Source organism: Sporomusa sp., assembly GCF_035561155.1.
GTDB lineage: Bacteria > Bacillota > Negativicutes > Sporomusales > Sporomusaceae > Sporomusa.
Genome location: NZ_DATMYD010000035.1, coordinates 1 through 26,038, shown reverse-complemented (window position 1 = coordinate 26,038; position 26,038 = coordinate 1). Strand labels below are relative to the sequence as shown.

The following is a 26,038-nucleotide window of genomic DNA, read 5'->3' as shown; positions in this document are numbered from 1 at the left end:
AACAGGCGGGTACATACCCGCCTGTTTTTAATTTTGGGACATTACTTTGCTGCAACTACTGTCGTGGTCCACGTGCTAGAATCGGAGCCAAATAGTGACCGGTGTATGACTGGGGCACGGCCACCACTTCTTCAGGCGTGCCTTGAGCGACAATGGTCCCGCCCCGGTGTCCACCCTCAGGACCAAGATCAATTATATAGTCGGCGGTCTTAATCACATCCAGGTTATGTTCAATAACAACAACCGTGTCGCCGCCGTCGACCAGACGCTGCAATACCTCCAGCAGCCGGTGAATATCGGCAGTGTGCAGGCCGGTAGTCGGTTCATCCAGGATATAGAGGGTCTTGCCGGTGCTGCGGCGAGCCAGCTCGGTCGCCAGCTTAATCCGCTGGGCCTCACCGCCTGATAATTGGGTAGCCGGCTGGCCAAGTTTGATATAGCCTAAACCGACATCCTGCAAGACCTGCAGCTTGCGGTGAATCTTCGGGATGTTCTGGAAAAACTCAACAGCCTCATCAACAACCATATCAAGCACGTTGGCAATGCTTTTGCCTTTATAGCGAACCTCTAAAGTCTCACGGTTGTACCTCGCCCCCTTACATACCTCGCACGGCACATAAACATCAGGCAAAAAGTGCATCTCGATTTTGATAATACCGTCACCTTTACAAGCTTCACAGCGGCCGCCTTTAACGTTAAAGCTGAACCGCCCCGGCTTGTAGCCGCGCATCTTGGATTCAGGGGTCTGGCTGAATACCTCCCTGATGTTATCAAACAAGCTGGTATAAGTGGCTGGGTTGGAACGCGGTGTACGACCAATGGGTGACTGGTCGATATCAATAATTTTGTCAATATATTCGAGGCCGCGCAGTCCGTCATGGGCCCCTGGCCGGGCATGACTGCCACGGTACAGTTGACTGGCCAAACCTTTATATAATATCTCATTGACCAAGGTACTTTTTCCTGAGCCGGACACACCGGTGACAGCAGTAAATACCCCTAAAGGGAAACGGGCATTAAGCTTTTTGAGGTTATTTTCCTTAGCACCAATTACCTCCAGCCATTTACCGTTAGGCTGACGGCGCACGGCCGGTACCGGAATGGCTTTACGGCCGCTTAAATACTGCCCGGTCATAGATTCTTCGCAGGCTTTAATCTCTTCAACAGTGCCCTGGGCGACAACGGTACCGCCGCCTGCACCGGCAACCGGGCCAATGTCAATAATATGGTCAGCCGCATACATAGTGTCTTCGTCATGTTCAACCACCAGCAGTGTATTGCCCAGGTCTCTCATATGCTTTAAGGTGTCTAAGAGCCTGTTGTTATCACGCTGGTGCAGGCCGATGCTTGGTTCATCCAAAATGTAGAGCACCCCTACCAGACCTGAACCAATCTGGGTCGCCAGCCGGATACGCTGGGCTTCCCCGCCGGAGAGAGTGCCCGCCGCCCGGTCAAGCGTCAGATAGTCAAGACCGACATTGAGCAAAAAGCCCAGACGGGCATTGATTTCCTTTAAGATTTGGTTGGCAATAACAGTCTCGCGCTCAGTCAGTTCAAGACTGCCAAAAAAATCTTTTGATTCAGCTACCGTCATCCGGGTCACTTCATTAATATTCTTACCGCCTATCTTAACAGCCAGCGCTTCCGGCTTAAGACGGGCACCCTTACACGCCGGGCAGGGCTTAGAGCTCATGTACTCTTCAATCTCTTCCCTGGCCCAGTCAGAGGTCGATTCACGGTGACGGCGGGAAAGCAGGGGTATGACACCCTCAAAATTCGAGTGATAGGTCTTGTTTTCACCATACATATTCTCATAGCGGAAGGTAAATTTATCTTGACCTGCGCCATTGAGAATAATCTCTTTGACCGGTTCGGGCGTCTTTTCCCAAGTGTCATACAGCGTCTGCCCGTAGTGTTCAAGCACCGCTTCCAGCTGGCACATAAAGTATGAGTTAGAACTCTTGCTGAGCGGTGCAATTGCACCGTCAATAAATGCCTTGCCCGGATCAGGGATTACCAGTGCCGGGTCAATCTCCAGATTGTTTCCCAGACCGGTGCAGTCAGGACAAGCGCCAAACGGACTATTAAAAGAGAACATCCTCGGCGCAATCTCCGGCAGACTGATGCCGCAGTCAACACAGGCAAAGTTCTGGCTGAACATAAGCTCATTTGCACCGCCAACATCGACAGTCAGGATGCCGCCACCCAAATTGAGCGCTGTCTCGATTGAATCTGCCAAGCGGCCGGCGATGCCCTCCCGCACAACAATACGGTCGACAACAACCTCAATCGTGTGTTTTTTATTTTTTTCAGGCTTAATTTCATCAGTAATATCGCGAATCTCACCATCCACCCGCACCCGGACATAGCCGTTCTTGCGGATATCTTCCAATACCTTCTGATGCTCACCTTTTTTGCCGCGCACCACGGGGGCCATGATGCTCAGTCTGGCGCCATCACCCAAGGCCAGCAGCTGATCAACCATCTGCTCCACTGTCTGCTGGCTGATGGGCTTACCGCACTTAGGGCAAAAGGGGCGGCCCGCGCGGGCAAATAGCAGGCGGAGATAATCATAGATCTCGGTAACTGTGCCCACCGTCGACCGCGGATTACGGCTGGTAGTTTTCTGATCAATTGATATGGCTGGCGACAGCCCTTCAATATAGTCTACATCCGGCTTGTCCATCTGGCCTAAAAATTGGCGGGCATAGGCCGACAAGGATTCAACATAGCGGCGTTGTCCTTCTGCGTAGATGGTATCAAATGCCAGTGAAGATTTTCCTGAGCCGCTCAGGCCGGTGATAACGACGAGCTGGTCACGCGGGATCGTTATATCAATATTTTTAAGATTGTGCTGTCTGGCACCTTTAACAATAATGCTGTCTGTCATGTATTGGTTCCCTTTCTTTAGGCTACTGTCTATTAATGGATATTAATTATTTTACTTTATATTATACCAGTATTCTCACTGTAATGATAGCATCTACTTTTTCTTTGACTTAGCCACCGTCTTACTCCGCTTTCCTGCCGCCTTGCCTTGTGCAGGCCCAGCCCCGGCTTTTTGCCGGAGTTCGACAACCATATCTCGGAGTTCGGCGGCCCGCTCAAACTCAAGCTGCTTGGAGGCCTGACGCATTTCTTTTTCAAGATTGGCTGCCAGCTCAAGCATATCGTCGCGGCCCATATTACCGATACGATCAGCTTTGTAGGCGGCCGGGGTCTCAGCAACTTTGGTGGTTTCGATGAGTTCTTTAACCCGCTTTTCAATCGTCTTGGGGGTTATGCCATGCTCGACATTATAGGCCATCTGGATTTCGCGGCGGCGTTCCGTCTCGCCCATAGCCCGGCGCATAGAATCAGTGATTCTGTCGGCATACATAATAACTTTGCCGTGGGCATTACGGGCAGCACGCCCAATTGTCTGAATCAGCGAGGTCTCAGAACGCAGGAAGCCCTCTTTGTCAGCGTCCAGGATGGTCACAAGCGACACTTCAGGCATATCAAGCCCTTCCCGCAGCAGGTTGATGCCGATAAGCACATCATGCACGCCGGCGCGTAAATCCCGGATGATTTCCACCCGCTCAATTGTCGCAATATCAGAGTGAAGATAGTTGACCTTAATCCCCATATCTTTCAGGTATTCGGTCAGGTTTTCAGCCATTTTCTTTGTTAGAGTGGTCACAAGCACCCGCTCATTGGCTGCTGAGCGCAGTTTGATTTCACCAAGCAGGTCATCCATCTGGCCTTTGATGGGGCGAACCTCAATCTCCGGATCAATCAGGCCGGTTGGCCTGATGACCTGCTGGGCCACCTGGCTGGCGGCTTTTAATTCATACGCGGCAGGTGTAGCCGAAACATAGACAATCTGATTAATCCTGGCAACAAACTCATCAAAGGTTAGCGGCCGGTTATCAAATGCTGATGGTAAGCGGAAGCCGTTCTCGACAAGCGCTTCTTTGCGTGAACGGTCGCCTGCATACATAGCCTTGATCTGAGGCAGTGTAACATGGGACTCGTCAATCACAATGAGAAAGTCTTCGGGAAAATAGTCAACAAGCGTAAATGGCGACTCGCCCGGCTGGCGCTTGGTAAGATGCCGGGAGTAGTTTTCAATGCCTGAGCAGTAGCCCATTTCCAGCATCATTTCCAGGTCATATCTGGTGCGCTGGTCTAGGCGCTGCGCTTCAAGCAGCTTACCGTTAGCCCTAAAATGCGCCAGGCGATCATCAAGCTCACCCTCAATATCCTGCACCGCCCGCAGCATGTTTTCCCGTGAGGTAACATAGTGGGATGCCGGATAAACAGCAATGTGTTTACGCTCGGCAATAATTTCGCCTGTGAGTGTATCTATTTCCAGGATTCTTTCTACTTCATCACCGAACAACTCAATCCGTAATGCCTTTTCCCCATAGGCAGCGGGAAAAATCTCAACAGTATCGCCCCGTACCCTAAAGGTTCCCCGGGTAAAGCTGTAGTCGTTACGCTCATACTGGATATCGACAAGCTTGCGTAGTATTTCATCCCGGTCTTTGACCTGGCCTTGCCTGAGTGACAACACTAAGCCCCGGTATTCATCCGGTGAGCCTAAACCGTAAATGCAGGACACACTGGCTACAATGATGACATCACGCCGCTCAAACAGCGAACTGGTGGCCGAGTGGCGCAGCTTGTCTATCTCATCATTAATTGAAGAGTCTTTTTCAATATAGGTATCAGTCTGAGCAATGTAGGCTTCAGGCTGGTAGTAGTCATAGTAGCTGACGAAATACTCAACAGCATTATTCGGGAAAAATTCTTTAAACTCGCTAGCCAACTGGGCTGCCAGCGTTTTGTTATGAGCAATAACCAAAGTCGGTTTTTGCACAGCCTCGATGACTTTGGCCATGGTAAAGGTCTTGCCTGTGCCGGTAGCTCCTAAGAGTACCTGGGCCGGTTCACCGCGTTCGATACCGTCAGCCAATTGGACAATAGCTGTGGGCTGGTCGCCGGTGGGCGTAAACGGTGCTTCGACTTTAAAGGGAATGCCACCTTCCTGGTGGACAGTATTGAGTTTTGGTACAGTTGCCATATCTATTTCACCTCAATGCCTGTAAATCTTTATTGGAAACTATATAGGTTATTTAGCGACGTTTAATTTTATCGATAATCCAATCAATCAGACCATAACGTTCATCAGTCATTTCAGCATAAAACTGCTCGTCCCCATCAGGCACCAAAATTACACCCAGGCGGCGTTCACCGCGCTTAAACCGGATATCTTTAACCAGATCCTTGCCGTCCCGCTCAAAGGCAATACTGAACTGCTCAGGCACGTGGCTAATGGCGGCGGCCAAATCATAGCGGTTATTAACAGGTATACCGCCCAGGTTTGTAATAATATCACCAGGCTTAAGTACTTTAGCAGCCGGTGTATCAAGAACAGTATCCAGGGCCATTACGCCATAAGGCGGTGGGACAAACCGGGGGGGCGCATCCATTTCGCGGCGGTTATCCAGTTGAATAAGGAGTTCGTGGCCGACTGGCGACAGTACGGCAGCGATGGCTTTAAGCCAGGAGTATTTCGCTGCCAACAGCGCCAGTGCAAGTAAAATAATGCTATATACCGCCAGATTCAGTGCTGACTGCCACCGTCGCTGCTGTGGCAGGCTGGCTATTGCCATATCGGTATAACCGAGGGCGGCTACAACAGGAGCCATTACATAGATCCAGCTTGAACCAGCCGGGGGTTCCAGGGATAACGGCAGGAGCGGCCACCATTCGGGCATTTTTATAATACCCCCAGGGGTAGTGTCTGTGGGCACAGCGACAGCTGCAAGGATAACCAGCGGCAGCGGCCAGAAATTCTGCAGGCTGAAAGCGCCGACTAACCTACCGTCTGCTTTTTTGATGATCATGGGCATAGCACTGTAACCGCCGCTGATAGCGATCAATAAGCTCTCCGTGATATGAAGTACAGCCACTAGCGACAGTACCTGCGGCACATTAACATCAGGCCAGCCAAATAATACATTTGATAAAGCTACCAGGCCGCCTGCGTAGGCAAAGCATAGAAACCGCATATTGATGAGCATAAGTCCCAGCGCCACAGGCCAGATATAGGCAAGACCAAGCTGGTTCAGGGTAACACCGACAAGTGTCAGTAAAAAACTGCCGGTAATGCCGCCAACAAGACCATAAAACCCGGCCAGCAGTATCTGCTGGGTCAGTGTGTAATTGTATACGCCAAACATTTGTCGCTGGCGTTTCTGCATCTGCCAGTATTGATAACCAACCAGCGCCAGAATCAACCAGAAATTAAAATCAAATAATATGCCGAAGGCACCGCGAATAATGAGTAAAGCAATATCAGGCCATGGAAACAAGTTGTCCTCACCTCAAGCGAACTTAGTTTGAATTGGCTGTTAATGAAGATAAAGGTTGGTTTATATTCGCTATAAACCAACCCAATCCCTACATTTTACTTTTCAAAACCTCAAGTGCTTTATCAAGCTGTACATCTTTATCTTTGGCTTCAGGCAATTCAACCTTAATATCAGGTTCAATGCCGATACCATTAATCGACCTGTCTTTAGGCGTTAGATACTTGGCGATGGTCAGCTTAATGGCTGAGCCTTCATCAAGGCGGATCACTGTCTGGACTGAACCCTTTCCGTAGGTCTTAGTACCAATCAGTGTGCCCACGCCGGTATCCTGAGCCGCCCCGGCTACAATCTCCGAGGCGCTGGCGCTGCCGCCGTTAACTAAAATGGCTACCGGATATTTCGGCGCGTCAAGGTTGGAAGAGTGAGTTTCACGGCGCCCGTCCCGGGTAACAACCGAAACTACCGGGCCTTTGGGGACAAACTGACTGGCGACTTTAACGCTTTCATCCAAAAGCCCTCCCGGGTTATCCCGAAGGTCAAGCACCAAAGCTTTTAGACCTTGTTTTTCAAGTTCCTGTAATTTGCGGACAAAATCATTGCCTGTATTTTCGTTAAACATCGCGATGCGAATATAGCCGATATTATTATCCAGCATTTTACCGGCTACAGTCTTAATCTGAATGTTGGAGCGGGTTAGGGTATAATCTTTGACTTCCTGTCCCCGCAGAATAGTCAAAACAATTTTGCTGCCTTCCGGGCCGCGGATTTTGTTAACAGCTTCGTCAAGCGCCAGGTCTTTGGTATCCTGGCCATCGATCTTGATAATCTGGTCACCACTTTTGATACCGGCTTTTTCACCTGGGGTACCTTCAATAGGCGCAACAACCGTAAGCAGCTTATCTTTGGTGCCGATAACAATACCAACGCCGCCAAAGGAACCCTCTGTCTCAATCATAAACTCTTTGAACATTTTTGCATCCATATACACGGAATGCGGATCATTCAAGGAGTTTACCATGCCTTTAATTGACCCGGCCATCAGTGTCTCAACCGGAACATCTTCGACATAGCGGGATTTGACAACCTGCATTGCCCGCAGCACTCTAATGGTGCTGACAACATCAGAGGACCAGGCATTCATCAGGTACAGGAATCCGGCCGATGTTGTCAAAAATGTCACTAAAACCAATAGCACTGCACCAAAAATTAATTTACGGCGGCTCAATCAATACACCTCGCTGAAGTCGCGGGTTCGATACCGGACTTATCCCTTTTTCATTTTATCTGTTTAACTATATGTCAAATTGCCGATAAATATTCTTGCGATCCTACGGCAGATATCCCATCGGGCTGACTGGCGAACCATTTTCACGCACCTCGAAATGCAAATGCGGGCCGGTCGAATAGCCGGTCGAACCGCAGCGGGAGATCAACTGCCCTTTTTGTACACGGGCCCCTTCTTCCACGAGCAGTTCAGAGTTGTGTGCATAGAGCGTCGAGATGCCGCCGCCATGATCAATGATAACCGCCTTGCCATAGCCGCCCATCCAGCCGCTGAAGATTACCGTACCGCTATCTGCAGCCAGAATTGAATCGCCATAATCGGCACCGATATCAATACCGCTGTGGAAGCGCTGTGTACCAAAAATCGGATGTGTTCGCCAGCCGAACGGCGAGGTAATTGGGCCAGAGGCCGGCCACATCAATGCACCGCTGCCGCCCGCAGGTCCAGAGGCCTTCCCGCCAGACTGGATATTCCTGATCATTTGTTCAATCTGACGCGAGGTATCCATAAGCTCCTGATAGGCACGCTCTGCCGTATCGCGTTCACTTACTGCCGAATCTAATACTTTTTCCCGCTCACTTTTGCGGGCTTCGATCACAAGCTTTTTAGCCGTTGCCTGCTGCTTAAGCTCAGCAATGGCCGCTTTGTCCCGCTCAAGCTCTGCCCGTTTTTGAACAACAAGCTCACGTTCAGCCTTTACCTGAGCAACAAGCGTCAGGTCTTGATTAACAACCCTTTTTAGTAAATCAGCCCTTGTGGTAAAATCAGCAAAGTCGGCAGCGCCGAACAGTACGTCCAGATAATTCACCTGACCGTTTTTATAAATATCCCGCATCCGCTTATTGAGAACTTGGCTGCGCTCAGCCAGGTTTTTTTCAACTTTAGCCAGCAATTCCGTGTTTGCTGTTATCTGCTGCTCGGTAGCTGCCAGCTTTGATAAAATAGCGTTATATTCACTGGCAGCAGTATCAAGGTCACCTTGAATAGCCCTAAGTTGACCTGATACGCTGTCAACCTGCTGCTGCGCTTGTGCCGCCCGACTTTGCTGGATTCCCATCTCCCGTTGAATCGTTTGAAGTTGGCGCTGTTTTTGGTCGATTTCATCGGCCAACGCCGTGCTTAGTATGCTGGCCAAGAGCAAAGCAACCAGACCTAAAGACAAAATCCGTTTGATTACCAAGAGTCTCCCTCCTGTTACACCTTCATAAAGCGACGAAGTGAAATAGTACTGCCCAGTGCGCCGATTGCCGCCCCCACCACCAGCAGCACAATGCTGATATGGGTTAAAAACGGATTTTTAGGAATCAGAGGTAAAAACGCCAGTGATTCATAGACTTTTTCAGTTAGCGTGCTGTAGGTCTGGCTCAAGATGAGTACAGCGCAGAGCGCTCCGCCAAAGCCTAAGATCATTCCTTCAATCATAAAGGGCCATCTGATAAACCAGTCTGTTGCGCCAACATACTTCATAATCCCAATCTCTTTACGGCGGGCAAATACAGTGATTCTGATGGTATTGGCGATGATGAACAAGGCCGCCAATGCCAGGAAAACAATCAGGATAAGCCCAACAATCCTGATCATCTTGGTCAGACTAAACAGCTGTTCAATGACTTCCTGACCATATTTGGCGGTTTCCACGCCTTTAAGCTGACCGATTGCCTGAGCCACAGGCTTAACAAACTCCGGCTTGTCCACTTTAACTTCAAAAGAGTTAGGCAGCGGATTGGTGTCGCCTAGAGCGGTAAGAAGCCCCTGCTGCTCGCCCAGCCGGTCTTTAAACTTAACCAAGGCTTGTTCTTTATCAACAAACATAACCTGTGTAACACCGCTGAGCTTGGTTATCCTTGTGCCAATTTCCCGCATGTCCCGGTCAGACAAGGCGTCTTCCATGTATACGGTAATCTGTACTTGGGTTTCCAGTGTTGAGGCCATGTGGTTAAGGTTAAGTACCATGACTAAGAACATCCCCAAAATGAGCAGCGACAACGCAACCGTACTTACTGACGCAATGCTCATAAGTCCATTATGTCTAAGTGAAGAAATGGCCTCGCGCACAAAATATTCAAATGTCCTAATCTTCATAGCCGTATACTCCTTTTACCTGGTCACGGACGATACGGCCCTTTTCGATGGCAATAACCCGTTTCTTCATAGCGTCAACCACTGTTTTATCATGAGTAGCCATAACAATGGTGGTGCCTGCCTTGTTAATTGTATCAAATACCTTCATGATCTCCCATGAAGTATCTGGATCAAGATTGCCTGTTGGTTCGTCGGCAATCACAACAACCGGATTATTAATAATCGCACGGGCAATAGCCACCCGCTGCTGCTCACCGCCTGACAGTTCTGACGGGTACGTGCGTACCTTGTGCCTGAGACCTACCAGGTCAAGCACATTATGAACGCGTTTTTGCATCTCGCGGCGTGAAGCTTCAATCACCTGCATAGCAAAAGCGACATTATCATATACGGTTTTATTAGGTAACAGACGATAATCCTGGAATACAATCCCCAGGCCCCGCCGTAAGTAAGGCACTTCCTTAGACGTCATCTCAATGACGTTGCGCCCGTTAACGACAAGCCGCCCGCTGGTAGGCAATTCCTCTCTGAAAATAAGTTTAATGAAGGTCGATTTGCCTGCGCCGCTCGGACCGACTACAAAAACAAAATCTCCTTTGCCGATTTCCACTGTAACGTCTGCTAGAGCAACCGAGCCGTTGTTATATACTTTCGACACTTCACTCATGTAAATCAATCCTAAAGTACCTCCATTGTTAATTCAAAGACTAAAAGCAATTAGTTGTATTCGACATGATTTACGAAAAACCTCCTTATTCATGTAATATCGATATTACTTGCTATATTTTTCCAGGTTATGACACTACTTCAATAAATCCAGCGTGTATAAGGTAGTAATGCCGAGCACACTCAATAAACCAAAATACCACCAGGCCACATTGAGACGCTGGGTGGCTGTAAGCTGATAATAGCTGCTATCCTGATGGTCTTCGCCCCGCCATAGCTCAAATAAGGAAAATAGAAAAATAATTAAGATTAATATATTACATGTATATAAAAAGACTCCACCAATAACAAGACTACCAATCCACCAAAGGCGCGGTGAGATGGCAGCGGCAATGCGTTCACCGTCAAGCGGCGCACAGGGAATCAGATTAAAAAGATTCAGCAGACAGGCTGTATACGCCAGTACCAGTATGAGTGTACTGTCGCTCCATAGGTAAAAAGCCAGACATACCAATGCGCTAAGGGTACCGGCCGCCGGGCCGCCAATGGCGATATTGGCTGTCATTTTGGCGTTGACCGGGGCCCGGTTTAAACTAATTATAGCACCGATAAATGGAATAAAGGTCGGCCCAGTGGCCCGGAGCCCGACAATGCGTGAAGCCGCAACATGCCCTAGTTCATGCACCAGCAAAAGAAAAATAAATCCCAGCGCAAATTTACCGCCAAATGCGAGGGCATAAAAAGCCAGCGACACCAACATAGAGGCGGCTGTCGAGAGGGCCCCGCCCATCTGTATTAGCGCCAGCAGGCCAACAATCCCGATCCCGGCTCTGCGCAATACCCGGCGGCCCAGATTTATTACTTTCCAGGACTTCACACAACCCCTCCTTAATATAAAGATAGAAGCCCGCACATACATAATACATATGCATGTGCGGGCTTCTTTAATGCTTCAGTCCGTCCTTACGCTTTTTTACGGCTAACTACCCTTTGGGCGGCTGCGACAATAGCTTCTTCGGTCAGATTGTATTTTTTCAACAGGTCGCCTGGTGTGCCAGATTCACCAAAAGTGTCCATAACACCGACTCTTTCCATGGGTACAGGGACGTTTTCGACAAGTACTTCGGCTACAGCACTGCCGAGGCCACCGATGATGCTGTGTTCCTCGCAGGTAACAATGGCACCGGTCTCACGGGCAGCGGCAATAATTGCATCTTTATCAATTGGTTTGATTGAAGCCATATCAAGCACCCGGGCACTAATTCCCTGGGAAATAAGTTGTTCAGCCGCATGGCGGGCAGGTGCAACCATAATGCCGCAGGCAATAATAGTCAAATCAACACCGTCAGTTAAAAGAGCGGCTTTACCTAGACGGAATTCATAAGCTTCTCCAAATATATTGGGTACAGCCGCACGGCCTAAACGGATATAGACAGGGCCATGATACTCAGCGGCAAAATCGATGGCTTGCTTAGTCTCAGTCGGATCAGCCGGTACAATGATTGTCATATTCGGCACTGCCCGCATGATAGCAATATCCTCAATCGACTGATGGGATGCACCGTCTTCACCAACGGTCAGCCCAGCGTGGGTAGCCGCAATCTTAACATTAAGCTTAGGATAGCAAATCGAGTTACGGATTTGTTCAAACGCCCGGCCAGTAGCAAACATGGCGAAGGTCGATACAAAAGGAACCTTACCGGCAGCGGCTAAGCCGGCAGCCACACCCATCATATTCTGCTCGGCAATACCGACATTGAAAAACCGGTCTGGATGCGCTTTGGCAAATACGTTGGTCTTAGTGGATTTGGACAGGTCAGCGTCCAGCACCACGACATTATTATTGCGATCACCCAGGTCTTTAAGTGCCAGACCGTAGGCTTCGCGAGTGGCTAATTGGTTGGCCATCTTTTGTTTTTGCACCTCTTTCATAGGCGGGCGGCTCTGAACGCCCATCTGCGTTGTTGCTCCTGCGATCCGTTGCTCAGCGTACCACGTGTACGCCTCCGCTACGGTTCTCGTCGCGCCTAGCATCTGGACATTCATAGCCACCCGCGTGTATATTCATAATTTTTAATAACGAGAGAGAATTATTGACTTTCCATCTCGTTTAATTCAGCTAAGAACAGCTCGCATTCTTCGCGGCTGGGGGCTTTACCGTGCCAGTCGGCAACGTTTTCCATTTTGCAGACGCCTTTACCCTTGATGGTTTTGGCCACAATCATGGTTGGTTTGTCTTTTACCGTCTTGGCTGCTTGAATGGCATCATAGATTTCGTTATAGTTGTGTCCGTCGATGACAAGCACATTCCAGCCGAAAGCCTGCCATTTTTCAGGGATAGGCAGCGGCGACATGACTTCGGCAACAGGGCCGTCAATTTGCAGGCCGTTAAAGTCAACAAAGGCGGTAAGGTTGTCCAATTTATAATGAGCAGCAAACATGGCGGCCTCCCAGATCTGGCCTTCTTCCAATTCGCCGTCACCTAACAGGGCATACACCCGGTAATTCCTTGCGTCAATTTTGCCAGCCAGCGCCATACCATTAGCAGCACTCAAGCCTTGTCCCAAAGAACCTGTCGACATATCGACACCAGGGATCCCCTTCATCTCAGGGTGACCCTGCAGACGGCTGTTGACCTTGCGCAGCGTAAGCAGTTCTTCCACAGGCAAATACCCTTTTTCAGCAAGCGTAGCATACAGCACCGGGGCCGCATGCCCCTTTGACAGTACAAAACGGTCGCGATCAGCGTCTTTCGCCTTAGCAGGCTCCACATTCATTTCAGCAAAATACAGCACCGAGAGAATGTCGGCAGCAGACAGCGAACCGCCGGGATGGCCTGATTTAGCTTCAGTAACCATGCTTACAATATTGCGCCTGATGGACTTGGCCCGACCGGCAAGCTCATGGAGCTGTTCCGGTGTTAACTTTTTTACCATATCTTTCAACAACCTCCCATAGTCTTTATCGAATTAAGAGTCTCACTTCTTTAAGCAGGAGATAATCCCCACCGAGTCTCGATGTCCAGCTTCGCTGGACGAGTCACATACTCTATCTATAATTGCATTAAATCAACTTAAATGCCTGAGGCCTGAAACGGGCGAGAAATGCCCAGATGCGAGGCGCACCGGAAGAACGTGCAGCGCCGCGTACATCCGTACGCAAGCAATCGTTCTGAGGAGCAACGAAGCAGGTGGGCGTTTATCGCCCGTTTCAGCGCGGGGAAGTAAAGCCTTCGCCCAGCACCTCATGCGCATCGGCGACAATAACAAAAGCCTGGCGGTCAATACGGTACACCAGGTCTTTAACAAGTGTAACCTCGCTGGTACTGACAACACAAAAAACGACATCACGGTCAGTCTGAGTGTAACCGCCACGTCCTGATAAAAATGTAACACCCCGGCCAAGTTCAGCCATGATGGCATCAGCTACCGCTTCGGGTGAATTGGACATAATAAAAAATGCTTTGGCAGTACTAGGCCCTTCCTGTACCAGATCGATGATCTGGGTGGTAACAAATAGGCTAATCAGTGCATATAATGATAATTCGGCACTTTCAAAAACAAATCCGGCCAAGGCAATAACAAAGAAGTCAACACCTAACAGTGCCTGGCCGACGCTAATACCTGTTAACTTGTTAATGATAGCTGCAGCTAAATCAGTCCCGGCAGTAGTTCCCTTAAACTTAAATACCAGACCCATGCCAATACCTGACAGCACGCCACCATAGAGCGAGTTGAGCAGCAGATCACTTGTCAGTATCCGGGTAAAAGGCGCCGTCAAATCAATAGATATACTCAGTACTGCTGCACCTAAAAGGGTATTAATGCCAAACCTGGTGCCAAGTATCTTAACGCTTGCAAAAAACAGCGGAATGTTCAGCGCTAGCATAGTCATACCAACCGGCAGGCCGAAAGCATAGTGAAAAACAGTGGCCAGGCCGCTCACGCCGCCTGCTGCAACTTTATTAGGGATTAAGAAGATATTAAGCGCCAGCGCGGTGATAACCGTGCCCAGCACAATTCCTAAATAGTCACGTATCCACTTCCTCGTCACCATCGCTACCCCCTTATTATTTCCTTATCAGGCTGAGCGCGAGTTCGGCGTTTTGAAAAGCTTTGTTGCGCAAAATATTGATATGTTCTACCCGCTCGCGATTGGGCTGTTTACGTTCATCCCACAGTTCGCGTATTCTGGCCATCAGGCTGTCAGCATTGATTGTCTTGAGCGTGCCGACATGTCTTTCCCCAATGGTTTCAAGAAAACGATCGATTTTAGGGTCATATGAGATGCCGGCCATCGGCACATGCATAACAGCGGCAAAAATAAGCGCATGCAACCTGATGCCAATTAAAAGATCCAGATTGCCGACAAGGGATAGCAGCTCACTGGTAGTATATTCACCAGGCAGCACGCCAGACTTATTTTTCATGCGGCTGGCTATTTTTTTTGAAACACTAAGATCATCAGGCCACTGCATCGGGATGAACACCACCCTGGCACCCAATTCCTCGATCATCAGATCTGCTGCATGGGCCAGCACGTGTTTAAAATGGCTCCAGTCCTTCCACTCCCGTACCGAGATGCCAATTAAGGGGGCCACACCTTCCTGCTCGTGCTTTTTTAGAATTGAGCGGCCGATTTGTTTATCGACCTGATGCATAGCCAGCACCGGGTCAGCTGTTATATAGATGGGAGGCGTTGTCACTTTTAACCGCTTAAGCTCCTCAAAGGAACCATCATCGCGGACAGTAATCAGGTCAACCATATTGCCAATATAGCGCATAGCGCCCTGAGCCAGCGCCCCCTGTACCGGACCGATGCCCTGGGCATAAAGCATGACAGGTTTTCCCAGTTTCTTGGCCAGCATCATAATACTAAGATAATAGTAGAGACTGCGGTCGCTGGTCACATCTTGGAGCAGGCTGCCGCCGCCGCTGATTAGCAGCCGACTTTTCGCCATCACTCTGGCGATTTCCGGATAGTTAAGACGGTAGACAGCCGAAACGCCATGCCGCCGCCTGGTATCGTCCGGATCGCCGGAGATAACGGTAATATGAATATTGGGGTCAATGTCGGTCAAAGCCTCAATCATGGCCGCCAACATGGCCTCATCACCGGCGTTGGCAAAACCATAATAGCCTGAAACAACAATTTCACTCATGGGCTGCCGGACTCCTTCCCAAACGGGCGATTACGACTTGGATTACGTACACACCGATAACCGCAGCCGCGCCAACTACTGCACCTAACACCAAGCCATCCAAGCCCCGGATGACCGACATGAAGATCGGCGTCCTCAGATGCGCGAACGTCTCAACAATCGAACCCTGGGCAATGGTAGCCGTTATAATTAAAATGTATTGAACAAGCCTCGGCCACTGACGATAGACAGCCATAGCCGCTAATAAAAACGCCGGATGGCCGATTAAAAATTCTTTCCCCCGCGGCCGCGCATACATGACCTGCTCTAAGAGTGCTCGAAGCTTAAGCTCAGCAGCAGGTACAGGCACACCGGCAGTATGCCCGGAACGGCCGATAAATACCCACGCGGCAAAAGCAGCCGCCCCAACAAACAGCAGTGCTCTAATCGTCACCGGATAGTTCAGGATCGTAACTACCTGACGCCATAACCCGCGGGCATCCCGAGAAAGAGCATTATCAAACAGATTATACCGGGTTAAGTACACTATGGTTACTAATATAAGCGGCGCAACAAAAGTCAGCTTTACACCCCGGAATATCTCCATCTCCAGAAAAAATCGCACATCACTAAGAACAGCCCCTAAATACAATCCGCCCACTAATGATAACAGTGTTGTAACGACAAGTGCTCCCAAACCAGCAGTAATAATACGACCGATATTGGCAGAATGTCCGAATTGCCCGACCGCCTCCTGCGCGCGCCAGCGGTCAAGCTGCCAAGTCATCGCTAACGCCGGGAAAAGGATAGCGCTGGCCAAACCAGCCATCTGGCGACTCAGTGTGCCGCCGCCTTTAAGAATGGGGAATATCAATACCGCTGCCAGCAGCGCCACAAGCGCGTACTGCCAACGGGCAGAAAACGGATATACAAGTGATAAGTAAAGCACCCCGGCAGCTGTCGCCCCAAGCACAATAACAGCTAACAGCCACGGTGCCGGGAAATAGGGCTTAAAGGTAGTCGCCCTTCCAGTAGTAAAGCCCGCAGCAATCAGGTCTTCTTTTACGCCTGACACATAGGCCAAATTGGTTTCAACGAGTGTCTTGCCCGGCTCAGGTTTTTCATACTTACGCATGAGATTAATACGAATATTTCGTTCCTGATCGGTAACCGCCCAACGCTGAATGGCCTCAGCTAATTTAAGCTTAGGCTGTTCATCTTTGGGAATGGTGTACACACGGGCGGACTGATAGTTATTGGCAACAGCCAGTTCAATCAGCCCCTCCTGTTTGAAAAACTGTAATTGAAGCGGGTGTTCAATCATCGCCAGTGTTAGTTTTCTTTCTTTAAAATTGCTGGCAGTAAGGGGTAACAAATCAGGATAACCTAAGACTTCATCCCCAACAAAAATCATACTGCTCAGGTTATTAATACCTGATAAGCGACTGAACACTGAATTAACATCATCCGGGGTTACCTTGGTATAGTTAGTCGGACGGGGGACTACGTAAAAACCCAGCTTATCTACAGCGGCCAGTTCGTCTGACGGAAGACCCAGGTTCCATTTGACCACTTTCTCGAAATTGGCTTTCGCTGCCAAAACCGGCCGCTCACCTTCAGCCAGCAGGGTTACCCTGCCTGGCCCCAAACGGCGATTCAAATCGCTTAGCACTTCCATAAAAACTTTTTTATCCTGGCCAACAACGTACACGTCTTCAGCCTTTATTTTGCCCTCGGCAATTAAGCTGCGCCAAAACGGGTCAGTGAGCGTACCTGTGCGATTTTGGTGGAGAATTTCTGCACCAGGCAGCGCTGTTATTTTGCCGCTTTTATTGAGCTTTTCCAGAGTGGCTTCATACACAGCCAATGAAGTAATGCCTGCTGTCTTAAACTGAGTAAGCAGGCTGTCCGGTTGAACACCTTCGATTTGCGCCAGTTCCACAAGGTCTTCGTATTCCATGACCAACTCCACGGTAGAATTAGCTTGTTCTACCGTGTGACGCTGCCAGTCAACCGTAACTGCCGCTAACAGCCCGATAATAATGAGACCGATTAGCAGCTTGTTGTATGTAAAGGTTGTCAAAATCTCTCCACCCTTTTTGAAACTGCTTGCTAAATGCTGTTTCAATTGAATTACACTAAACACTATTTCCGGTTATCAGTATAAATAACGACTTGTCCCTGTTCCATGACAATATCACGCACATTCACGCCAAATGGCAGTTTTTTGAGGTCAAGCAGCAGCACCTCGGTCAGGAGTGAGCCACCGATATTTCCGACAGGGGTGTTGTTAAGCCAAAACCGGTCTGTGACAAATTTAATGCTGTGATTCTCCCGGTCACCGGCAATCCGGCCTTCCAGCTTGACATCGACCCGGGCAATCCCTCCCAAGGTCAAGACGCTGCTGACTTCCACCTTACCAGGGGTAATGGTAACGGCGGCGTTCTTGACGCCTTTTACCGAGCTGTTCAGAAATGCAGCCAGCTCCTCCTGGGTTATCGTGGTGGTAATAACGGCATCGTCCACCTTTTGGAGTACCAACGTCCTGTTAGTAAGCAGTGACTGAATATCGACGGCAACACCAGTTAACGTAATATGCATATTGCGAATAGTTAACTTATCGGCTTTAACGTCACTGGCATCTGCCGACACCCGGTCGAACTTACCTCCCAGCATGAAAATAGCCGGGCTTTTATCCACTTTGGCCACTACCTGCTTACTGCCTGTCAAGTCACGCAGACCTTGGGCAACAGCATCAGATACCACCTTGGGCAGCACTATCTCGACAGCGGCTAACACCATGGTGATAAACAGAATTATCGTTGTTAGGCGTTTCATGTCATACGCCCCCTTTGAGCAATCTTACCTTTATCCTCGCGAATTCAAATCACTCTTTAAATAGGCTTCAAGAAACAAGTCTATTTCCCCGTCCATAATGGCCTGCACATTGCCGGTCTCAGCCGCTGTACGGTGATCTTTTACCAGGTTGTACGGATGGAAAACGTAAGAACGAATTTGGCTGCCCCATTCAATAGCCTGATATTCGCCGCCTAACTCGGCCTTCTTTTCGTCTTGTTTCTGCCGCTCAAGCTCAAACAGCCTGGCACGTAAGAGACGCATACACTGTTCGCGGTTTTGAATCTGGGAACGCTCACTTTGGCATTGGACAACAACACCTGTAGGCAGATGAGTCATGCGGACAGCCGAATCGGTTTTGTTGATATGCTGCCCGCCGGCACCGCTGGCCCGGAAGGTATCAACGCGGAGATCGACCGGATTAATACTAATTTCCACCGAATCGTCAATCTCTGGCATGACGTCTACAGCAGCAAACGAGGTATGACGGCGGCCGCTGGCATCAAACGGTGAAATGCGGACAAGGCGGTGCACTCCCTTTTCCGCTTTTAAGTAGCCATAGGCGTTTGTGCCGGTAATCATTATGGTAACACTTTTTACACCGGCTTCGTCACCGGCCAGAAAGTCCATTGTTTCTACTTTATAGTTTCTCTTTTCAGCCCAGCGAACATACATCCTCAGGAGCATCTGGGCCCAATCCTGCGCCTCAGTACCACCGGCACCGGCATGGAGTGTCAATATGGCGTTGTTGCCGTCATATTCACCTGACAGCATTAGGGTAAGCGCAACCTGTTCAAGCTCCCGCTCAATGCCGGTAAGGGCCGCTGTTACTTCAGCGTAAACACTCTCGTCAGCTTCCTCCATCCCCAGCTCCCATAAAGTGGCCATATCGCTATGCCGGGTAGCCAGGTCACGGTGCTGGCTGATACTATCTTTTAAACGAGTAACCTCCTGGGCAGTTTTCTGGGCTTCCTCAGGATTATCCCAGAAGGCAGGATCGCTCATTCTATCTTCTAACTCTTCAATTCGTTCCGATTTACCGGCAACGTCAAAGAGAAACCCTCATTTCGTCAAGCCGTTTGGCCAGGGTCTCAATTGACCCGCGTAAGTCTTCCAAAAGCACTATCTCATCTCCTACTTAGCCCCACAGCAGCGTTTATACTTTTTACCGCTGCCGCAGGGACACAATTCATTGCGGCCTGTTGTGTCGGCATTAACTACCGGCTCTACCGGCTGCGCCTGTTTGTCGCCTTCTTCGTCGCCACGGCTGGTGTGGGCTCCGCGCAGATGGTCTTCAGGCTGCGCCTGTGAAATGATATTAACTCTAAATATGTAGCGGACAATATCTTCCTGAACATGCTCAATCATTTGTTGGAACATGTCAAAGCCTTCGAGCTTATACTCAATAAGCGGATCTTTTTGACCATAGGCCCGTAAGCCAATGCCTTGACGCAGCATTTCCATGGCATCAAGGTGATCCATCCATTTGGCATCTACGGTTTTGAGCATGACAACTTTTTCGAGTTCACGCATATTATCCGGGCCAAACAGTGCTTCGCGTCCGCTATATGCGGTATCAGCTGCCCGCATGAGCTCTTCCTTAAGCTCTTCACGGCTCAGTTTATCGAGCACATCTACTTTAAGTTCACCGGCAGGCGCAAAGAAGCCCTCACAGTATTCAATAAGCCCGGCATAATCCCATTCTTCCGGGTACACTTTTTCATTGGCATACAAATCCATACCATGATCAATAAGCTTTTCAATCATGTTAAAGATGTTTTCTTTAAGGTTTTCGCCTAACAAGATCTTCTTACGCTGACTATAGATAACCTCACGCTGCTGGTTCATAACATTATCGTATTCAAGCACATATTTGCGGATGTCAAAGTTACGTGCTTCGACCTTCTTCTGCGCTTGCTCAATAGACCGGGTAATCAGAGCGTGTTCAATCGGCTCATCCTCTTCCATTCCCAGTTTATCCATGATACCGGCAATATTCTCAGAGCCAAACAGGCGCATAAGATCGTCTTCCAGCGACAAGTAAAACCGTGATGACCCTGGGTCGCCCTGACGGCCGGCCCGGCCACGCAGCTGATTATCAATCCGGCGGCTCTCATGCCGCTCAGTACCGATAATGTGAAGTCCGCCCAGGTCGGATACGCCGGTTCCGAGTACAATGTCAGTGCCACGACCGGCCATATTTGTCGCAATTGTCACAGCACCAGCCTGACCGGCCTGTGCTACAATCTGTGCTTCCATTTCATGAAATTTTGCATTCAGAACATTGTGGGGCACACCCTGTTTCTTGAGCATTGCCGACAAATCTTCCGACTGGACAATCGAGGTGGTGCCGACAAGAACCGGCTGGCCCTTGCTATGCTTTTCGGCAATTTCGGCAACAACAGCTTTATATTTGGCCCGCTTCGTTTTATAAATAATGTCAGGCAAATCCTGCCGCTGCATCTCCCGGTTGGGTGGAACAACGACAACGTCAAGATTATAGATTTTCCGGAATTCAGGCTCTTCCGTCTTGGCTGTACCTGTCATACCGGCTAATTTTTTATACATGCGGAAATAGTTCTGGAAGGTAATTGTGGCCAGTGTCTGACTTTCGCGCTCAATTTTGACGCCTTCTTTGGCTTCAATAGCCTGATGAAGACCATCAGAGTAACGGCGGCCAAACATAAGGCGGCCGGTAAATTCATCAACAATGATTACTTCGCCGTCTTTAACCACATAGTCGCGGTCGCGCTTCATGAGAGCATTGGCTTTGAGAGCCTGGTTAAAGTGATGGGACATCTCTATGTTTTCGCTTTCATAGAGGTTCTGCACATTAAGCAGCTTTTCTGCTTTAGCTACACCGGCTTCGGTAGGTGCTACCGTATGGGCTTTCTCATCAATGGTATAGTCTTCGCCTTCTTTGAGTTTGGGAACAACTTTTGCCAACACAAAATAAAGGTCTGTTGACTTCTCACCAGGGCCGGAAATAATGAGCGGTGTCCGCGCTTCATCAACTAAAATACTGTCAACTTCGTCGACAATCGAGTAATTGAGAGGCCGCTGCACCATTTGCTCCGGGTAAATAACCATGTTATCCCTGAGGTAGTCAAAACCAAATTCGTTGTTGGTGCCATATGTAACATCAGAGCTATACGCCAGTTTGCGCTCGTCAAAGTCAAGACCGTGAACAATCAGACCAACAGACAAGCCGAGGTAGCGGTATAGTTTTCCCATCCACTCGCTGTCACGGCGCGCCAGATAGTCATTGACGGTAACAACATGCACCCCTTTGCCTGTTAATGCGTTCAAGTATACCGGCAGGGTAGCTACCAGTGTTTTACCTTCGCCTGTACGCATCTCAGCAATTTTGCCTTCATGCAGCGTTATGCCGCCCACCATTTGCACATCAAAGTGACGCATGGCCAGCACGCGGCGCGAGGCTTCCCGCACCACAGCAAACGCTTCCGGCAAAATATCATCAATTGTCTGGCCTTTATCAAGACGACGTTTAAAGTCACTCGTCTTGGCAGTCAGTGAGGTATCACTCATGTTCTGAAGCTCGGGTTCAAACGCATTGATTTTTTCAACCAATTGCAGCATGCGTTTAATCTCTTTTTCGTTATCATCACCAAATAAGTTTTTCAAAAATTTAAACAAATTATCAACTCCCCGGCAAAACAATGATATCTAATTACAAAGTTTAGACCGTTTTTAAACAGTCGTAGGCTTAGTATGTGCCTAATATATGATTTTAACAGATTCCCTGTATAAAGTCAAAAATTGGGTAGGCTGGAAAACGAAAAGGAGATTGCTTCGCATCGCGAAGCAATCTCACTTTTCACTTTAGCAGGCAATGCCTTTCATAGCAAAACCAGCCGCTTGCTTAACCTGCCTGATGCTGGCCGGGGACGGTAGTTTGGCCGCCTTTGACCGGCTCGATTTCGTTAGCTACCCATACCGGGTTATGATGCTCAGCTTCCTGGATCGACTGAGTGCCATCACCAAACATGCACAAAAACTCACCCCAGTTATAGATGCCAAGGAATATATGCGCAAACACGCACAGTCCGAGGAATATGCCAATCACCAGATGTAACATATCAAACCAGTACATTACTGCTTTCGGTGCTACCGGCAAGAAAGCGTACAGGGCCCAACCGGTAACAATCAGGACAATGCCGCCGATCAACATCATAATACCCATTTGCTTCTGGCCGGAGTTCATTTTACCCATCGGTGGTACAGGAATGGTTTTACCTAACAGCATTTTTTGCGGATAGCCGCCGCAAATCAGCATCCAGCCGATATCCCGGTCATCCCAGGAGAATATGCGACGGGTAAAGGCAACAATTCTGTCTAATCCAAAAATCGTATAGAGTATACAGGATATAGTAAGAATGCTCGCACCGACAATGTGAATCTGCATGATAAGGTTCTGCATATCATCGCCGAAAGGCTTCAGCCAGATAAAAAATCCAGTGATTGCCGCCGGTAAAAAACCGAGAATCAAACCCCAGTGAAATAGCCGCGAGATAAGAGGATGTTTCAGTACTCGCGGGCCGTGTTCATCATGATGGCTCATCAGTATTATCCCTCCTACACCAACTTAGTCCGATTTACATATTTAGTATGAAAGAGTTCCTCGGCCAGATGGCTGAGCGGGTTATGGGCAAACTTTTTGTATACATCAGTAACTGCCTGATTGTTATGGCTTTGGCGGATTTTTGACTTTTCATCATCTTTATAAATGCCTTGTGCCCGCAGCTTGATGTATTTAGTGCGATCCTGCACCAAATCTGTGGCTACATACGCGCCAGTCCAAAGAACGGCGCCTGCCACACCCACTATTCCTAAGAATTCACGCCGTGAAACCTTGACGGCTTTTTCTACATAATCATAACGCGCCATAGTGTTCCCTCCTTATGCCCAAGGCAGTACGGCCTTGGCTTTATCCAGCCATGAAGTGCCCATCGGATTGATCGGCTGGCCACCACCGTTAACACAGCCGCCGGGACAGTTCATTATTTCGATGAAGTGGTACGGCGATTTGCCTGCTTTGACCTCATCCAGGAGCGGTTTTACATTCTCTTTAGTGCCATGGGCTACAGCTACTTTAAGAGTAACCTCTTTGCCTGTCTTGGCATCTTTCATGGTAACACTGGCTTCTTTTACGCCCTTGAGGCCGCGTACAGGCTTAAATTCCAAGACATCCAGCTCTTTGCCGGTAATGACAAAATAGGCTGTCCGTAAAGCAGCTTCCATTACGCCGCCGGTGTTGCCAAAAATTGTGCCAGCTCCGCTATACTGGGCTAACGGGTTGTCTTTATCAGTAAATTCAGCAACAGTTTTGACGTCAATGTTCAGTTTCTTGAACAGGCGAGCCAAGTCTCTTGTGGTAAGAACTACATCTATATCAGGATAGTTGCCCGATTTTCCCTGCGTTTGCCAATAGTGGGCGGCGCTGTGGAACTCAGGGCGCGAAGCCTCAAACTTCTTGGCAGTACAGGGCATAACACCAACCATAAATATGTCTTCAGGATTTACCTTCCAAACTTCAGTTGCACCATAGGTTTTAGCCAGGGCGCCAGCCATCATCATCGGCGACTTAGCAGAGGACATATTCGGCAGCAGTTCCGGGTAATACAGCTCGGCATACCTGACCCAAGCCGGGCAACAGGAAGTAAACTGCGGCAATGGTCCTAAATGATGTTCCGTTGGCTCACCTAAGGCATAGTGCCGGATTTTGGCAATAAGCTCCATACCTTCTTCCATGATGGTCTGGTCGGCAGTAAAGTTGGTATCAAGCACTTTAAAACCGGCCTGCTTCATTGCACCATACAGTTTCTCGGTAACCAGACTGCCTGGCTCCATCCCGAACTCCTCGCCGATAGCAACACGAACAGCCGGCGCAATTGTGCCGACAACTGTCACTTGTTTGTTCTTGAGCTTGTCAATTACCTTATCCACGACGTCCACAGTATCCTGTGGAGCACCAAATGGACAGTTGACAAGGCATTGACCGCAGGAAATGCATTTTTCGCTGCTGATTTTGTGTATGGCTCCGTATTTGCCCTCGATAGCGTCTGTTGGACAAAATGCCTTACACGAGTCACAGCCTTTGCATGTCTTGCGGTCAATTTCAATAATACGGGTTAACTCCTGTGATTGAAAGCCTTTCAAGACAAAACCTCCTCACCTACGAAAATTAAATTATTAGTGCCTGTGCGACAATGGACATTGTGAAATCTGGAACATTTAATAGCAATGATATACTATAAGAAATATAAATACATGATTTAACTGTAAGTTATATTGTGGAACTTGTCAATAAATATTGGAATAGTCTGAACAAGTTATTTATTTCACTATTGGGAAAAATAGCCATAATTGGTTTATTTTCCGGCATAGTTGTGCATACTATTAGAAAAGGTTTAAGGAGTTCATCCCTTTAGGAGGTTTTACCATGAGTCGTGATGTAATGAACATGCTGGATATTGCCGGTCAGCTTGCTGATCTTAAAGATGTCGACTACAAAAATACGCTCGCAATTGCTACGCTGATAGAACTCTTAATTGAAAAAGGCCTGTTCACCAGACAGGAATTTGCGCAAAAAGCGCAGGAAATGGAGTCAGCATCACTCGCTGAGATTATTATTAAACGCAGGTCGGAAATGCGGACACAACGTCAAACTTAAACGAGCCAGGTTAGCTACCCGGCTCGTTTATTTTTGTTTGATTAGAACTCTTAGAATTCTGGTTCAATTAAACCGTATTGACCGTCTTTACGGCGGTAAACGACATTGACCTCCTCGGTATCGGAATTCATAAATACGAAGAAATCATGGTTGATAAGATTCATCTGCATAACTGCCTCGTCGGCATTCATCGGCTTAATGGCAAACCGCTTGGTTTTGACAATGTTGAACTCATCTTCGCTGACTGTTTGAACCGCTGGCGCTGCCGCAGGTACCAAATCGGTTTTAAAGCTGCCGGTTTTTAACTTGCGGGATAGTTTCGTCTTATATTTTTCAATTTGCTTTTCCAGTTTTTCAATGACCAAGTCAATGGAAGCGTACATATCAGTCGTTGCTTCTTCGCCCCGGAGAAGTATGCCGTTGATGGGCACGGTTACCTCAACAATGTGACGCCCTTTATTAACAGTGAGGATTGCAGTAATCTCGCCCATACTGGCACCGTCAAAATATTTAGTGACTTTACCAACGCGTTTGGCGACATAGTCTTTTAGTGCTGGTGTAATCTCGATGTTTTTTCCACGTACTGTAATTGCCATACTACCCATCCCCTTTCCTGATCCTATATATTTAATATTCCCTATTCATTTAAAAATTCCTGTCTAAAAATTCTCTATCTTTTATTTTTTTACACATTTCCCGAAATTTCTTAAAAATGGACAGCTGCTTGTATAAAGAAAACACGGCTTGCGCCTAGACTTTGACGAAAGCGGAAGCCGATGTTGCCCTTGTCCAGGAGAAAGTTATATTTTCTGTCAGGGAGTCTGCTTAAAAAAAGAGTGATTTGGACTGTTCCAGTCCATTCGAGAGAGATAAATCATCACAATGTCTTTATTTAAGCAAGAAAGAGGGTCTATTGCTCGCTTAAGACCTACATTCTAACTCTTAACGGTTCC

21 protein-coding genes are annotated in these 26,038 nt (G+C 48.6%); 1 reads left to right on the top strand and 20 read right to left on the bottom strand.

Annotation, left to right across the window (positions count from 1 at the left end):
- Window positions 1–55: 55 nt before the first annotated feature.
- From uvrA to VN447_RS04915, 19 genes are all read right to left on the bottom strand, one after another.
- Entirely contained in the window at window positions 56–2,890 is a 2,835-nt protein-coding gene (uvrA, locus tag VN447_RS05005) for an excinuclease ABC subunit UvrA (protein ID WP_325523447.1), read from the bottom strand.
- A 93-nt stretch (window positions 2,891–2,983) separates the two neighbouring features.
- Window positions 2,984–5,068: an excinuclease ABC subunit UvrB gene (gene uvrB, locus VN447_RS05000; protein WP_325523445.1), complete on the bottom strand. Its 2,085-nt coding sequence runs from the start codon at window positions 5,066–5,068 to the stop codon at window positions 2,984–2,986.
- Between the two features lie 52 nt (window positions 5,069–5,120).
- The gene (locus VN447_RS04995) at window positions 5,121–6,362 is read right to left on the bottom strand and encodes a PDZ domain-containing protein (protein WP_325523443.1); all 1,242 of its coding nucleotides are present in this window, start codon (window positions 6,360–6,362) and stop codon (window positions 5,121–5,123) included.
- 88 nt (window positions 6,363–6,450) lie between these two features.
- Entirely contained in the window at window positions 6,451–7,587 is a 1,137-nt protein-coding gene (locus VN447_RS04990) for a S41 family peptidase (protein WP_325523441.1), read from the bottom strand.
- Window positions 7,588–7,690: 103 nt separating this feature from the next.
- Window positions 7,691–8,827 carry a murein hydrolase activator EnvC family protein gene (locus VN447_RS04985; protein ID WP_325523439.1) on the bottom strand — a complete coding sequence of 379 codons (1,137 nt, stop codon included), beginning with the start codon at window positions 8,825–8,827 and terminating at the stop codon, window positions 7,691–7,693.
- Between the two features lie 14 nt (window positions 8,828–8,841).
- Entirely contained in the window at window positions 8,842–9,729 is an 888-nt protein-coding gene (gene ftsX, locus VN447_RS04980; protein WP_325523437.1) for a permease-like cell division protein FtsX, read from the bottom strand.
- The gene (ftsE, locus tag VN447_RS04975) at window positions 9,719–10,405 is read right to left on the bottom strand and encodes a cell division ATP-binding protein FtsE (protein ID WP_325523430.1); all 687 of its coding nucleotides are present in this window, start codon (window positions 10,403–10,405) and stop codon (window positions 9,719–9,721) included. Before ftsE ends, ftsX begins: the two co-directional genes overlap by 11 nt.
- Window positions 10,406–10,531: 126 nt before the next feature.
- A complete protein-coding gene (locus VN447_RS04970; RefSeq protein WP_325523428.1) occupies window positions 10,532–11,272 on the bottom strand; it encodes a site-2 protease family protein in 741 nt (246 codons plus the stop codon).
- A gap of 86 nt (window positions 11,273–11,358) precedes the next feature.
- Window positions 11,359–12,303 (bottom strand): transketolase family protein, encoded by a 945-nt coding sequence (locus VN447_RS04965; protein WP_325523539.1) that lies wholly within the window; start codon window positions 12,301–12,303, stop codon window positions 11,359–11,361.
- Between the two features lie 182 nt (window positions 12,304–12,485).
- A complete protein-coding gene (locus VN447_RS04960) occupies window positions 12,486–13,331 on the bottom strand; it encodes a transketolase (protein ID WP_325523426.1) in 846 nt (281 codons plus the stop codon).
- Between the two features lie 274 nt (window positions 13,332–13,605).
- Window positions 13,606–14,451 (bottom strand): YitT family protein, encoded by an 846-nt coding sequence (locus VN447_RS04955; protein ID WP_325523424.1) that lies wholly within the window; start codon window positions 14,449–14,451, stop codon window positions 13,606–13,608.
- 13 nt (window positions 14,452–14,464) lie between these two features.
- Window positions 14,465–15,556, bottom strand: coding sequence for a polysaccharide pyruvyl transferase CsaB (gene csaB, locus VN447_RS04950; protein WP_325523421.1), 1,092 nt, complete (start codon window positions 15,554–15,556; stop codon window positions 14,465–14,467).
- On the bottom strand, window positions 15,549–17,618 hold the full coding sequence (locus tag VN447_RS04945) for a DUF5693 family protein (protein WP_325523419.1): 2,070 nt from the start codon (window positions 17,616–17,618) through the stop codon (window positions 15,549–15,551). The genes csaB and VN447_RS04945 overlap by 8 nt, the downstream gene beginning before the upstream one ends.
- A gap of 62 nt (window positions 17,619–17,680) precedes the next feature.
- On the bottom strand, window positions 17,681–18,373 hold the full coding sequence (locus tag VN447_RS04940) for a DUF2993 domain-containing protein (RefSeq protein ID WP_325523417.1): 693 nt from the start codon (window positions 18,371–18,373) through the stop codon (window positions 17,681–17,683).
- 30 nt (window positions 18,374–18,403) lie between these two features.
- Window positions 18,404–19,514, bottom strand: a protein-coding gene (gene prfB / locus VN447_RS04935; RefSeq protein WP_325523415.1) for a peptide chain release factor 2 whose coding sequence is annotated in 2 segments (ribosomal slippage) — window positions 18,404–19,441 and window positions 19,443–19,514 — 1,110 coding nt in all. Because the reading frame shifts where the segments join, the coding sequence is not laid out codon by codon here.
- Window positions 19,515–19,525: 11 nt separating this feature from the next.
- Complete coding sequence (gene secA, locus VN447_RS04930; protein ID WP_325523413.1) at window positions 19,526–22,048, bottom strand: preprotein translocase subunit SecA; 2,523 nt, start codon at window positions 22,046–22,048, stop codon at window positions 19,526–19,528.
- A 226-nt stretch (window positions 22,049–22,274) separates the two neighbouring features.
- Entirely contained in the window at window positions 22,275–22,973 is a 699-nt protein-coding gene (locus tag VN447_RS04925; protein ID WP_325523411.1) for a cytochrome b/b6 domain-containing protein, read from the bottom strand.
- A 14-nt stretch (window positions 22,974–22,987) separates the two neighbouring features.
- Window positions 22,988–23,299 (bottom strand): iron hydrogenase small subunit, encoded by a 312-nt coding sequence (locus VN447_RS04920; protein WP_325523409.1) that lies wholly within the window; start codon window positions 23,297–23,299, stop codon window positions 22,988–22,990.
- 12 nt (window positions 23,300–23,311) lie between these two features.
- The gene (locus VN447_RS04915) at window positions 23,312–24,571 is read right to left on the bottom strand and encodes a [FeFe] hydrogenase, group A (protein WP_325523407.1); all 1,260 of its coding nucleotides are present in this window, start codon (window positions 24,569–24,571) and stop codon (window positions 23,312–23,314) included.
- Between the two features lie 283 nt (window positions 24,572–24,854).
- Here VN447_RS04915 and VN447_RS04910 point away from each other — a divergent pair, with 283 nt between their 5' ends.
- Complete coding sequence (locus VN447_RS04910; RefSeq protein WP_325523405.1) at window positions 24,855–25,085, top strand: hypothetical protein; 231 nt, start codon at window positions 24,855–24,857, stop codon at window positions 25,083–25,085.
- Window positions 25,086–25,135: 50 nt separating this feature from the next.
- Here the strand turns inward: VN447_RS04910 and hpf are convergent, their stop codons facing one another.
- Window positions 25,136–25,681 (bottom strand): ribosome hibernation-promoting factor, HPF/YfiA family, encoded by a 546-nt coding sequence (gene hpf / locus VN447_RS04905; protein WP_325523403.1) that lies wholly within the window; start codon window positions 25,679–25,681, stop codon window positions 25,136–25,138.
- Between the last annotated feature and the right edge of the window lie 357 nt (window positions 25,682–26,038).

Coding starts and splice junctions, on each gene's coding strand:
- uvrA (WP_325523447.1), bottom strand. CDS start 2,890: ATGACAGACAGCATTATTGTTAAAGGTGCCAGACAGCACAATCTTAAA.
- uvrB (WP_325523445.1), bottom strand. CDS start 5,068: ATGGCAACTGTACCAAAACTCAATACTGTCCACCAGGAAGGTGGCATT.
- ftsX (WP_325523437.1), bottom strand. CDS start 9,729: ATGAAGATTAGGACATTTGAATATTTTGTGCGCGAGGCCATTTCTTCA.
- VN447_RS04965 (WP_325523539.1), bottom strand. CDS start 12,303: ATGGCCAACCAATTAGCCACTCGCGAAGCCTACGGTCTGGCACTTAAA.
- VN447_RS04960 (WP_325523426.1), bottom strand. CDS start 13,331: ATGGTAAAAAAGTTAACACCGGAACAGCTCCATGAGCTTGCCGGTCGG.
- VN447_RS04955 (WP_325523424.1), bottom strand. CDS start 14,451: ATGGTGACGAGGAAGTGGATACGTGACTATTTAGGAATTGTGCTGGGC.
- csaB (WP_325523421.1), bottom strand. CDS start 15,556: ATGAGTGAAATTGTTGTTTCAGGCTATTATGGTTTTGCCAACGCCGGT.
- VN447_RS04940 (WP_325523417.1), bottom strand. CDS start 18,373: ATGAAACGCCTAACAACGATAATTCTGTTTATCACCATGGTGTTAGCC.
- VN447_RS04925 (WP_325523411.1), bottom strand. CDS start 22,973: ATGAGCCATCATGATGAACACGGCCCGCGAGTACTGAAACATCCTCTT.
- VN447_RS04920 (WP_325523409.1), bottom strand. CDS start 23,299: ATGGCGCGTTATGATTATGTAGAAAAAGCCGTCAAGGTTTCACGGCGT.
- VN447_RS04910 (WP_325523405.1), top strand. CDS start 24,855: ATGAGTCGTGATGTAATGAACATGCTGGATATTGCCGGTCAGCTTGCT.
- hpf (WP_325523403.1), bottom strand. CDS start 25,681: ATGGCAATTACAGTACGTGGAAAAAACATCGAGATTACACCAGCACTA.